5 protein-coding genes and 3 pseudogenes are annotated in these 13397 nt (G+C 57.9%); 2 read left to right on the top strand and 6 right to left on the bottom strand.

Annotated features, from left to right (window positions below; all coding sequences use genetic code 11):
* The 6 genes and pseudogenes from AC0L23_RS36890 to AC0L23_RS36865 all read right to left on the bottom strand — a co-directional run.
* A pseudogene (locus tag AC0L23_RS36890) lies at positions 1-1905 on the bottom strand (putative bifunctional diguanylate cyclase/phosphodiesterase); the annotation flags it as partial.
* A gap of 1274 nt (positions 1906-3179) precedes the next feature.
* Positions 3180-3971 (bottom strand): CmcI family methyltransferase, encoded by a 792-nt coding sequence (locus AC0L23_RS36885; RefSeq protein WP_473358168.1) that lies wholly within the window; start codon positions 3969-3971, stop codon positions 3180-3182.
* Between the two features lie 1206 nt (positions 3972-5177).
* Positions 5178-6190, bottom strand: a pseudogene (locus AC0L23_RS36880) (ISNCY family transposase); the annotation flags it as partial.
* Positions 6191-6523: 333 nt separating this feature from the next.
* Entirely contained in the window at positions 6524-7546 is a 1023-nt protein-coding gene (locus AC0L23_RS36875) for a 3-hydroxyacyl-CoA dehydrogenase NAD-binding domain-containing protein (protein ID WP_473358167.1), read from the bottom strand.
* A gap of 36 nt (positions 7547-7582) precedes the next feature.
* Complete coding sequence (locus tag AC0L23_RS36870) at positions 7583-8026, bottom strand: 3-keto-5-aminohexanoate cleavage protein (protein WP_473358166.1); 444 nt, start codon at positions 8024-8026, stop codon at positions 7583-7585.
* A 613-nt stretch (positions 8027-8639) separates the two neighbouring features.
* Positions 8640-9747, bottom strand: a pseudogene (locus AC0L23_RS36865) (IS3 family transposase); the annotation flags it as partial.
* A 636-nt stretch (positions 9748-10383) separates the two neighbouring features.
* Here AC0L23_RS36865 and tnpB point away from each other — a divergent pair.
* Both tnpB and AC0L23_RS36855 read left to right on the top strand, forming a co-directional pair.
* The gene (tnpB, locus tag AC0L23_RS36860; protein WP_473358165.1) at positions 10384-11139 is read left to right on the top strand and encodes an IS66 family insertion sequence element accessory protein TnpB; all 756 of its coding nucleotides are present in this window, start codon (positions 10384-10386) and stop codon (positions 11137-11139) included.
* 412 nt (positions 11140-11551) lie between these two features.
* Entirely contained in the window at positions 11552-13153 is a 1602-nt protein-coding gene (locus AC0L23_RS36855; protein ID WP_473358164.1) for a class I adenylate-forming enzyme family protein, read from the top strand.
* Positions 13154-13397: the final 244 nt, after the last annotated feature.

The raw sequence follows: 13397 nt of genomic DNA, 5'->3' as shown, positions 1-13397 counted from the left end.
CCCACTCGCCGAGCGAGACGATCAGTCCGATATCTTCCGCCACCGGAATGAACTCCGCCGGCGAGATCATGCCCTTCGCCGGATGGTGCCAGCGCAGGAGCGCCTCAAAACCTGAGATCTTGTCAAGCGCGACGTCGACTAGCGGCTGGTAGTGCAGCTCGAATTCTCCATTGGCATAAGCGCGGCGCAGGTCGAGCTCCAGCTCGCGGCGCCGCTGCACTGGGTGATCCATCTCGCGCTCGAAGAAACGCTGCGTGCCGCGGCCATCCTGTTTGGCGCGATAGAGCGCCATGTCGGCGTTGCGCATCAGTTCCTCGCTACTCGTGTCATCGCCAGGCGAAAGTGCAACCGACCGAGGCGCCAATCACCACCTGATTGCCGTCGATCTCATAAGGCTCACTCAACATACTGATCGGCCCGGCGGCGAAATCGCTCGCCTGCTTCGGCGAGGTATCATCGGCCAGGATGATTCCAAATTCATCGCCACCGAGGCGTGCCGCCAGATCGTTGGTGGCTACACAGGACCGCAGCCGGTCGGCGACCTGCTTGATCAGGCAATCGCCCATGGGATGGCCGAAGGAGTCGTTGACGTTCTTGAAAATGTCAAGGTCGATGCACAACACCGCGACGCGCTTGCCGGCTGCATTGCCAGTTTCGAGCGCCTCGCCTAGCCGCTCCTGGTGGAGCGCGCGGTTGGGGAGGTTAGTCAATCCATCGTGGAGCGCCATATGGGCGATGCGGGCCTCCGCCTTACGCCGTTCGGTGATGTCGACCACCGCGGCCAGGTAGCCTTCGCGCCCTTCCAGCATGATGCGTCGCCCGAAGGTGAGCACACAAATCTCGGTGCCGTCGGCTTTCACGTGACGCCAGTGATGTTCGGACTGGTAGGTATCGCCAACGTCCCGCAGCGCCTGCGTATAGTTGAGCCACTCCTCCCTTGGCCAGATCTCGCGAACTTTCATCCGCAGGAAGGTCTCGCAAGCGTAACCGTAGTGCTGCACCGCCGCGTCGTTGACCTTCACAAAGGCCATCGTCTCGCAGTCCAACGCCCACATCGGCATCGGATTGGAGTCGAACAGCAGTCTGAACGAAGCGTCTCGGCGCTTTAAGGACGTGACGTCGGAAATGACCAGGGAAAGGATCCCGCCGACGGCGGTAATTGCCAACCGAAGGCTGCGATCATCGCTGTCGATCTCGAACTGGTCACCCTGGTCGTCCTTAACCATAGCCCGCAACCGCCCTACGACCGCGTGCGAACTGAGCAGATGGCCTCCGTTGCTCAGATGCTGCCGCAGCAGGCTTCGCTCTGCCAAGTTGAGGAGTCTCACCGCTGCCTGATTGGTGCACGGCCTGAAAATCGACCGGCTGGCCCGTCGCATCGCGAATCGAGAGCGAGATTACGCCGTCTCGGTCGTGGAAAAGATCGCATCGAGTAGATTGTATTCCGCGCCACGCTCGTTGATGTAGACGCCGACCAGCGTGCCGCCCCAACGCGCGAAGGTCGGCAGCGCGAGGACGTCATACGTACGCACCATGCCGTTGCGCACGCAATGAGTGGCGCCGAGATAGGTGCCGTTGTTCGTAATCGCGTTCCAGACTGCCTCGCTGAGGACAGTTGCGCAATCCGGGCGCAGCGCGTCCATCGGAATGTCCCAACGCTCATCGCCCAGCCATTCCTGCGCATAGCGACCCGTCCGCGAACGGCGAATACGTCGTTCTCACACTTGAACAGCACCATGTGATCGGCGAGTCGCCCGAGGCTGCCCAGCAGCACATCTTCGTAGCGGGGGAGAGTTTGGCCGGGCTTGAGTGCTTGAGTGCAGCCTGCCACTTGCGACGTAGGACCGGGACGCCCTCGAACATTCCCGTATCTAATGTCACGGATTGCTTCCTGGCTGCGCCCATTACAGATCCCCGAACTAAGCTTTCTGTCCGCGCGGCATCAAATTCAGCTCTGCTCAATCCGCTGTGAACGATTGACTGACGCTGCAGCGAGCAGCCGATTGCGACAATCGTAAATCAGCTAATGGTTAGCGCGCGCATGACGGATGCGCGAAGGAGTTGCACAGTCGGGAATTTCGCGAGACTGTTGGTAAGAACCGACACCTGTGCTCACTAAGCTTGCGCATGCTCATTTGCTATGGGTCATCGATGGACCGGCAATACGGCTTCATTAACGGCCTGCTGCACGGCCACCACCGTGATCGCTTGAAAGAGTGATGTGACGTGTTCCGAGTGCAGTCCCAACGCGTCCTAGTTTCCCAAAAGGAGTGTCCTACTCAGGAGAGCACCTAGCGCGACGGCGCTGGCCTGTCTCCGACCTCAGGGGCCGAGTTTGGAGCCGTAATGACAGTTTTGGAGGAGAACGGGGACGCGATCAATGGCGGCTACCTTTACTTGGAACTGCGGTGCTTGGGCGCGCAAGCGTCAGATCAATCGCGCTCGCCAATGACTTTGCAGCGGACTACCTGTACCTCCTTAGCCAACTCGATCACGGAGTCTTGCGGCCCACTGCAATCAAGCACGTTGTACTTGAAGACGTTCCGACTCGAATAACGTGTCTGCTAAAAGTACCATCACTCTGCACGCTATTTCTTTAATGGAGCCAAACAGAAGTGCGGCCGGGAAGTAGTTGTCTCTCACGTCGATCACGACGGACGGGGTTCTAAACACTTGCCTCACCAAAACGCTGATTGTGAATCCTGAACGATTCTGTCGGATGGGCTAGCGCTCTAGGCGGGAAAACGCCGGCGGACGCGCTTGACGATCTGCTGTCATGAGTGAAACAACTGGTGTTGGGACCAGCGTTTGAAAACGCCCTAGTATCCCTCACAAGACTATCGCGCGGCCCTTGCAATCATGGACGGATCGATAAGCCGCAAGGCGGCCCGCGACAATGCCCGGATGGACACTTCTTCCACACTCTCTGGACCGGGCTCATTCATCATCGCCAGTAACAAACCCGCGCCGAGGCCCAGCGCGGTATCCTCGACGTCTCGAACGCTTGTACAATCGACGCCGGTTCCATTCCGCCATCGGATATATATCGCCCCGATCACGATCGAGCTAAGAGCCGCCTAAACCGGTCCACTTTTTTGCTGGAAGATCAAAGAACTTCCGGATCAAAGAGCAGACATTCACTTAGGCGGCCCCTAGCCCAGCACTCGATGGATCCAGGCTTACGATTTTCGAAGCCAGGCGTTTGGAGCGCAAGTAACGTTGGTCCCAAACGCGTCGGTGTAATACGTGTCGATTAAGAATCCTGATTGCTCGATCAGCTGGAATCCATCGATGATTTCCTTATCTGCCTGCGCAGGATTGTCCTCGATTACGTAGTAATCTCCTGACGTCAGAAACTTGTTCAGGTAAGAAAACACCGAGAATATTTGCACGTGCGCATCGTCGATCACAAGCCAAGGATGAGGTAGCCTCATTAGCAAGCTCTTGTCTAAGTTGGCGACGTTAGAAAGGTCAGCTTGATGAAAAGTAAGCAGTGGATGCGTTCGTGCAGTCTCATGGACGCATTTGGTGTGCAAATCAAAGGAGTGAACTTCACCAGGGTTCTCACAAAGCACGGACATATTGTCAGCAAACCACAGTGCGCTACCACCTTGATATGAACCGAGCTCTAGAATTGTTCTCGGTTGAAGCTCCCAAATGAGCCTTGGATACAGAGCCAGATCAAAAGGTGTCTTGAGGAGTATCAGGCCCCTATAGGTCTTCCCCAAGGCTCCGATCTTTGTGGAGCGATTATCAGCAATCCATGGAAAAATAGATGAGGTCCATGGCCGATTGGATGGCTTTGCAAACCGATCAGAATGATCAGCACTTAGGACGTTGCCTATTGCGTCAAACATCCCGCCATAGACGCCCTCCCAATTCATGTCAATAAGCCCGCCTGGCCTCATTTGATCGGGGTAGTTCTTGTGGGCGGCGTCCCAAAAAGCCTTGTACCCGGAAGCGAGTTTCATATGTCGATCTCCATACTGCGTTTGCCAGGCTGTCCCAGCAACTGGCGTGCCACTGGAAAAAAGGTGGGACTTCCTTAACAAGAGTGAGAAACGCGTAGCTGCCAGATTGCCCGCTAGGAATAGTCGCTGCGACTTGTCGGGTTCGTGACCTCGGCGTCGCGAATCCGACGCAGATAGGACAATTCCAGTTCTCGGCTGTGCGGCTGAAGCGCGGCGAACTCAGTCGGCTGTCCCGCCAAGATTACATAGTCGCGAATCCATGAGACGCGACTCAATTGCGCCAAAACAATACCACTGGAACAGGGATCCATTCAGCGCCGGCATTCAGCGAAGCACCACAACCCCACAAACTTCCCTCTGGCGGGTCTCCTGCCGCTCGATCACGTGAGCCCGTTGACGAGCGTACGCCCAACATCGGTAGGTGCCCGCATTTGTACACCTCCTAATGTCAACTCGGCGCAACGGCGCCCACCCGTGGAGCTTTTCAGTCGGCAGGCGCCGCAAATGTCGTGAATCGATATACTTGCGCTCATTACCTCGGCGTCCGGTTCGGAGACATGAGACGCGTACTAAGTACTCCGGGGCGACAGCTCGAGTCGACTGCAGCTACGGAGAGCAAGCACTCGCTCCTCTGACGGGCGTCCGGGTATATATCGGTAATTGAAGGCATCCGAAATCTCAATCATCGCAATTACTGGCAATGTGCAGAGAGGGGTCGCTAAATGATAGGGGCGTTCGAATCAATGGGCAGTGCTGATCCGGGCGCGGCGCGTCCGATCCGCGCAATCTTGACGCGATGCGCGGCGCACCGCCGTCCCGGAATGTTCCGTAGGGATAACTTCTTCGAGTTTCCGCAACTGGGATCTTCGCTGTCGCACAAGCGCGATCTTTCCCATCAACACGTACCATACCCGTCAAGGCAGAACTCACGGTTTGGGTGATGGCGCGCGTTGACGGGCAAATGTTGCATGAACGCCTATAGGCTGACTACCTCAAGCCGATCGAGCTCAGTTGCCAGTTATCGCTGGCGACCGATCAGCATCGACATCGCTCGACATCGCGATCTGATGAGGTCCGAAGGCGAGTGGAAAGGAAAGCAGCTCGTTCCCGAGTCTGTCGTGCACGACGTGCAGTGGGGCGACCCTGCCTGACGGGCTTCCGGCTCCTCTTATTCTAACATGTGGTGGGTGACGCACAATGGGCTGGATGCCTTTTAGCCGCGCAGGTATTGGGTGTTCTTGCTTCGGCAATCAGCCGCTGATGTGGCGTCGCGGGGGCGCTATACGTTTTGTGGACACGTGCTCCGCCGCGCTCCATTCGTATCAATCTAAACGACGGTGGAAAATATTCACGAACAAGCGGGCCGAACGGCAAAGCTGCGACAGCAAAGCAGCCGCTTCGAGCCCCTCGAATCGACGGTAGCCGACCATTCGTCAGACCACGGCGCCGTTCTTCTGCTCGACAAGGGCCTGTTCCTGCGATAGGGGCGACGCGTGAAGACGATATCAGCCTGTTCGCAATACCTTGAAGGTCTCATTCATGAACGCAGAGTCGTAGTCGGTGTCCAGATTCAGGAGCGCAAACCGTTAGCTGTTTACGAAGTTCGGTCAGAACCGTGCTCAACAGCTTCTGTTTGCGCGCCAGAAGTGGCACGCATTCCGTTCAGCCGGTCGCGATGTCCGTGAGAACGAGCGTGTGGACGAAACTGTCGCGGGAAGGACCGCTGTGGGCAACAAGATCGGCCTCGACGAACCCGGGCGCCGCATCTCCCCAATCCGGCTGAAGTACACTAGGGATGCTGCGTGGCAGAGCACTTGCTACAGAGCGACGACGGGATCGACCGCTTTGCTCACGAACGCATTGCAATGCCCGGTCGATCGTCGCCGCACTCACCGGCAATAATTCAGCCAGAATCTCTCACCCGAGGTCGATATGGCCGTGCCGCTCGATCGATTCAATCAAGATCGGCAGCCGAGGCTTCAGACGCTTGCCAGCGCATTTCTCTTCGTGTCTTGGTAGATCCGCGGACGATTGCGGCGACGCTCGGTCTGGCCCTCAGAGTCGCAGCGCAGCAACCGCATCGCATGCTTCCGATGGAAGCGCGTGATCGCAACGAACTCGCCGAGGATGCGGCCCTTTTCGGTGCGGCTCGGCATCCTGTGGCGCCGCGCCAAAGCAAAGTTCAGTTCCTTACGCGTCGCCATACTCAATCGCCTCATTGTTGTCCCTGCGCTCCCTTGATTGAGGAGCAATTTACGTGGAGCAACAACTCAGCATTCAGGAACATTTCTGGCGACACAATGCGGCTTCCCATGCAGATTGTTGCGCTATACGCGTGCCAGGGGGTAGCGCTCAGCCTGTCGCTTTAAAGGCTAGTGTTGGCCGAAGGCTGTCCAACATGAACTTGAGGAGTCCCTCTACCGCGCTTGGCGTGCTCGCTGATGCGGATCGTAGGATGCGTGGGCGATCAGGCGCTTGGCGCGACGCGCTGGCCGAAGCTCCGGCGCAACTGCAGCCACCGCGACGACTTCGCTTTGGCCCTTGCAGTGCCCCTACTGACCGGCACGAGCGCGGTCGCGCAATCGCTGTTCCCAACGCGCGAGCGTCTCACCCGCGCCGTAGGCTTGAGCGCGCAAGCCCTGCAGTACGGCCACGAGGCAGTCGTCGCGCTTCTGTTCGAGCTCGGCTAGGGTCAGATTTTCGGTTTTCGCCTGGAATTCTGATTGCACGGCGAGCTTGTCCAAGAACTCGTCGGTGAGCTCAGGCACCGCAGTGAGCTTCGTCCAGGGGCACTTCAGCATGGGTCCCCATTGCTCCATGTAGCGGCGCATTCCGGCCGAACCGCCGCCAATCCGGAAGGGGCCGAGGACAGCCCGCCGCAATCCGAAGGAGTAACGGACCGCATCATCGACCTCTTGTATGGTGGCCACACCATCGTGAACCAGCCACAGCGCCTCTCGCCACATCGCCTCCTGCATCCGATTTGCGATAAACCCGTCCACCTCTTTGCGCACCACGAGCGGGTGCATCCCAGCTGTCCGGTAGATCTCAGCAGCCCGAGTCACTGATTCAGGCTGTGTGCGCTGTCCTGCGCACAGTTCGACTAGCGGCATCAGGTAGACCGGGTTGAATGGGTGCGCAACGAGCAGGCGCTCGGGATGCTCAATCTCGGCCTGCAGCAACGTCGGTCCAAGCCCGGATGTCGAGGAGCAGATCAAGGTTTCTGGCGCAGCCGCCCGGCTAGCGGTCGCAAGCAATTGCCGCTTCAGGTCCAGGCGCTCCGGCGCGGACTCCTGGACGAGTTCTACGTCGCGCACGGCTTCCGCGACCGACTCCACTACTGTTAGCGATCCTTCCGCCGGCAGCGGGACCTCCGTGAGGCGTCGATATGCCCGTCGTGCCTTGAGCAGAATCTTCTGCACGCGCTCGACAGCACCGACCGACGGGCCATACAGCCGCACGTCCACTCCGTTGAGCATAAACCGCGCGGCCCAGCCGCCGCCGATAACGCCGCCTCCCAATAACCCTACCGCGCGCGGTTGCCTGTCTGACATTAACTTTGAACTCTCTGCCATGGACTTTAAACTCTCCAACGTTAGATTTTTCAACACTCAGGCGTGAACTGAGCGCGAGCTTCTCGCGCACTCCAGCCGGCCCGGGTAGATATAAAGGTTGTCCTCAAGCCCGTACCTGGGAAAGGCGCAAGCGCCACCTCCGGGAGCTGCATCCGACCCAACCGATAAAGCCGAATTGACCGTCGAAGGATCGCTCAGACAGAGGTGAACTAACCTCGCCCAGCGCGAACTCGCCACGCATGCCAGCGTGAGGTTAATCACCGGGTTCAGATGCGAGCTGCGCGTGCGCCTTTCCCGATATAACGCCGGATTGCGCGAGCACCGCCTGGTAGCATCATCATCACGCACCTGAATGTGCCCGACTGCGGCTCCTGCTCTTGTCGCCTCAATCGCCGATTCGCCTATCTGTTCCGGAGTCGCCGGTAAATGTGCACCACGCTCTACCCCGCTGGCTGCGCAGGTGAACACTTCAGAAATCATCTCAACTTCTCCTAACCAACGGAGCTAGCGCGGTCGACCGCCTCCTCCTCGCAGCAATCGGTGTGCCACCCGCGGAATGCATTACGTGGCTTTTTCAGCGAGGAAACAAGCCCGAAACAACAGCTTGTTGTCGGAATGTGTTCAGGTGTCAGAGTTCTAACATGACGGCAGTGAAGCGGACATGCCTGACGTGGCAAGATAGCGTCTTCCTCCCGGACTCAACATCGGTTTGCAGTAATGCTCTTTGGCGACGTCGCGGCCGATCTGCCCTCGTTCCCTCTCCCGTCTATCGGTTTACTGGTTTCGTGTGGTGAAACACCGGCGTCAGCTGTTGAGCCAGGCAGGTCTTCAGAGCACCGTTCCCTCATGTCCTGACCCACGAGCTCAGATCAAAAAGATTCGCATTTTTGGCCACTCGATGTCTTTCGAGTCAACTGAAGTGGACCCCGGAGCTGGGACCAGGGATCCGCGAAGTTAAGGTGTGATCGCGCCTGCCTTTATCCTTTAAATCAAGCAGCTTCCTCTCGCTGCTTTTGCGTCTGCTGTGGGTATGTGGGCAACGCGTTTGCGTTGTCCAGGCGAAGCGGCATATCCACAGTCTTCGCGCCTCGATCCTGTCCGTGCCGGCGCGCCATGCCGCCATGGGAAACCGGTTGTTCATCGCCTGGTGTGGGCGGTGATGATTGTAAAAGTTCATCCATAATCCGATGCCGTTTCGCTTCGCGCCCGTCAGCATAGGCGTTCAGATGCACCTCTTCATATTTGATTGAGCGCCACAACCGTTCGATGAAAATGTTGCCCATGAAACGACCGCGTCCGTCCATCGAAATCGCGATGCCTGCGGCCTCGAGCCTACCGGTGAGGACGGCGCTGGTGAACTGCGCGCCTTGATATTTTTGGCGTGCCGCGCCAGCGCTTCGTCGAGCGCCGCGATGCAAAAGCCCGTATCCATCGTGTTTGACAAGCGCCACGCCAGAACCGCCCGGCTGGCCCAGTCGATGATCGCCACCAGATACAGAAAGCCCTGCGCCATCGGAATATAGGTGATGTCATGGCCCAGACATGATTGGGCTCGGTGATGCTGACCCCGCGCTGCAGATAGGATAGATCTTGTGGCCGGGCGCGGCTTTGCTGGTGCCGGGGCGCGGAACCAGCGCCTCGATCCCCATCACGCGCATCAGCCTTTGCACGCGCTTGCGGTTGATGCCGTGGCCTGCTGGTTGAGTTCGAACATCATTCGCCGCGAGCCGTAAAATGGCCAGTTCAGATGCAACTCGTCGATCCGCCGCATCAAAGCCAGATCGTCGGCGCCGGTGACCGGCCCGAGGCAATAGACGCCCGAACGCGCCAGATTCAGCAGCGCACATCGCCGGCGAACCGACAAACTCTCGCTTGGCCGCTCGACCATCGCCCTGCGCTCGGGGACACTCATCGCCCGGGCCTCGTGGCCAAGAAATCCCTTTCAACCGTCAACTGGCCAATCTTGGTATAGAGCTTCGTCGTCTCGCGCTCATGCTCCTCCTCGCCATCCCCAAGGCGCTCGCGCCGCGCGCGAAAAGGCTCGTCACATTATCGAGAACCTGCTTCTTCCAGCCATAAATCTGGTTCGGGTGAACGCCGTGCCGCTTCGCCAGCTCCGGCACCGTCGCTAACTCGCGCAGTTCCTCCAGGGCAACTTTGGCCTTGAATGCGGCATCAAACTTCTTGCGTGATTTGGTCATATCCGTACTCCATCGGTTGAGATAGGGCAGGACGCTTCACACCTTCAACGATTGGTCCTATTTCCGGGGTCCACTTCAAACCGCGATGGAGTACCGCGACACAGCTGCGGCTCAAGCACGACGTGACAATTTAATCATTTCGCATCCAAGCCGCTATTAACGCCTCTAAAGGATGCGATTGGCGCCGGCGCGAGTGCTGAGAACGGAGCAGGTCCTCGGCCAAATCGTGCGGCCCACCTCTTCGCCGTATCAATAGTTTCGAAACGCTTTCCGGACAGCTCCGTCTCGCTCCGGGGGCCGCCTTGTTCGATTGGTCTATCGGTGCGTAACAGTCCTTATTGACAGCCACAAGCGCGATCACTCAGCTTCAACGCCTTGAGGGGGTCGAGACTGGTCGTCGTCGGCGCGGGACGGATCACGAGAAGCTATCGATCGTGACCGAGAGCTTTGAAGCAGCCGCGCGCTATATTGTCGACGGCACAGCGCCATGGCATACCACGTTCGTTGCTGATAAGATGACGTCGCACGTTCGAGCCCGAACCGAGAGCCCCCAAAAAGCGAGCAATCTGTCTTGCGCGGATCGTCCTTGCCGCTGACGTCGAGCCGGCGGTTGCTGCTACACCGGCGAGCGGGCAGATGGTGATCGTGATTGGCAGGGACGGTCCAGTGATTGTCGACGGCAACGGCGGCGCTGGCGCGGGTGCTGCAGGTTCTGGAGCGTCGATGATCCCGATCTCGTCGAACGCACGGATCTGGATTGCCACCGGCTACACCGAGATACGCAAGGGCGTGCAGGGTTTGTCATTATTGGTGCAGGAAAGCCTTGGTCGTGATCCGTTCGCCGGAGATGTCTTCGTGTTCCGCGGACGCGGCGGTTCGGCCCCAACCGGCACCGGCAAGTCCTGGCTGGCCTGCGCTCGGCAACAAAGGCTGTCGCCACGGCTTTTCCGTGTCCTCTACAAGCTAACACCCGCCTGTTCGCCGATCTCGCCCAAGCGCGCGGCGACCGATGATCGATATCACGGCGCTGCTGATGATCGCTCGGGCCAAACTTTCGTCCCCAAGTCCCGCGCTTGCAGGCCCAATTCGCGGGTTGATCGGTCCGTTCGGCGAAGCAGACTTGTCCACCATGTCGTCGATGCGAAAGATACGATGTCTCAAGAACTTAACTTCCATTTTCACAGAAATCTCTTGCAAAACTTCGAATATTCCCTGGGCCCGCGCGATAACAAATGGACCCGACCCGCCTTGACTTGTCCTGAACGCTGCTGCCCCCGGCGTAGCAAGCACGGGCACAGTTACCCTCATCGGCAAGCTCGATTAGTTCGTCTCCAGAACGCAATGCGCTGCCTGTCAGATAGGGACAACGATATCCCTTACCAGAGAAGGTAGTGTCCCGATCTTCGTCGATAAGATATCAGGTGATTACTGAACTAATCTTATGGCGATGCGAGAAAGGCGCAATGGTGGTGAGTTTCGTCAATCCGTCGAGGTCCCGCTGCTTTATATACAGCAAATGAGCAATGACGTGTCCGACATGTCGTCCTCCAGTCCCGCCGTCCTTTCTATTAACAAATTAGGAGCCGCACATTGCCAGCTTAGCTAAAGAGCGGTGACCAGCAAATCGTCTCCGTCACTCGCATGCTGGTGGGCCGGTGTAAATGGCGGACGTGCTACGCCGAATGTCGCCGAGCTATGCAACTTTGTGCTTGCTGCCAGACTTGCATCTCCTTCCAAAAGCGAAGGTACAATGATGACTCCCAAGAGATTGAGCCAACCCCAGCTGCAAGAGCGGGTCGCAACTATGATGCGCAAAGTCGAGATTCTGGAATCTGCATATGAGACGATCACCGTCGGTCAGCTGGTTTCGAGTCAGGCAAGAACACACGGTTCAACGATCGCAATCAACGTATTCGACCGCGGTCAGAGTGCGACCTACTCCGAGATGGACGAACTATCCAACAAGTATGCACATGCCTTGCGCGCATTCGGCGTAAGCAGGGGCGATCGCATTGGCGTAATACTGCCCAATCGACTCGAATTTCCGATCCTGTGGTTCGCAATCGCGAAGCTCGGCGCGGTAATCGTTCCGATCAACATTCGCTACACGCCGAGAGAGATAGAATACGTCCTTAGCGATGCGCAGGCAAAGTTCGTTGTCGTAGACGAATCTGCGTGGCCCTTGTTAACCGCAATCAACGTGTGGCCACAAGATCTCGCGATCGAGCAAGTGATTGTTGTGGGGCAGACTTCCGAAGGCGGAGCGACTACCCTCGACAAATTGCTCAAAGGCGTGGCCGACACTTTGGTGACGGAGGATATCCGTCCCGACGATCTGTTAACCATCCAGTATACCTCGGGGACCACAGGCTTTCCTAAGGGCTGCATGTTGACGCATGACTACTGGGGCGTGTTCTCGTATCAGGCGGCGAGTTGGGACCAGCTGTCGTACAAACGATATCTCTCTGCCCAACCTTTCTTCTATGTCGATGGGCCATGGCATCTTCTACAGTCATATCGACATGGTGGCACGCACTACCTAGCCCCGCAACTTAGTTCGTCTCGCTTCATGGGCTGGCTCAAGCAGCACCGCATTGAGTGGTGCCAGTGTCCCGAGCTGATGGCGCGCGAGGCCGAGGCCACCAACGAAGACGGGACGACATGCCTTAAGCAGATTCTGAATTGGGGCTGGGGACCTGATACGGTACGCCAGTTCCGGAAACGATTTCGAGTGCCTACGCAGGAAGCTTACGGGATGACGGAGATCGGCTTCGGTACCCGAATGTCGAATGAATTTGACGAGCTGGCCGACTCGGGTTCTATAGGGATTCGCGCACCCTTCCGCGAACTGAAGCTGATGAATGAGCATGGCAGACCGACGCCGCTGGGCGAGGTCGGCGAGCTGTGGGTGAGAGGGCGCGGAGTCTTTAAGGGATACTGGAAAAAGCCGGACGCGAATGCCGCAGCGTTTGAGGGCGAGTGGTTCAAGACCGGTGATCTGATGCGTTGCGACAAACTCGGCTTCCATTGGCTGGTGGGCCGCACTAAAGACATGATTCGCCGTTCGAGCGAGAACATCGCTGCACGAGAGGTGGAGGCAGTGATCCGCGAGATTCCCGAGATTTCAGATGTAGCCGCCGTGCCGGTTCGCGATGTGAAACGCGGCGAGGAGGTGAAGATTTACGTCGAGTTAAGGGAAGGCATCAGGCCAGACAATCTCGTCGTACAGCGCATTCTCGAGCATGCTGGTACGTACCTTGCTGTGTTCAAGGTACCGCGGTACATTAGCTTCATTTCGGCGCTTCCTAGAACTACGTCTAGCAATAAGGTGCTCAAAGGCAAGCTGATGGCGCTTAGTGACCCGCTTGCGGGCACTTATGACCGTGAGGAGAAGCGCTGGCTATAAGGGGACTTCTCGCCGACACAACGCGAGTACCCTGCGAACGCAAAGTAGAGCAGCCCTACCACCGACCCACTACAGCCACACAGGTCGTGAAGAATGCCCAGATTGCTGCCTCCACGATGATCTGGCGATCGGCTCAGAGCAGCTCGAGACGTACTTGATGATCCGTCTAGTAGGTATGTCGAGTAGAAAAATACTGCCCTGAACGCAGGCCGGGAGCCGCCGCGTCGGGACAAGCAGAGAGGAT

The organism is Bradyrhizobium sp. MI1.4 (assembly GCF_055811315.1).
Note: the sequence above shows the minus strand (reverse complement) of the source record. Positions and strands in the feature narration are given on the sequence as shown.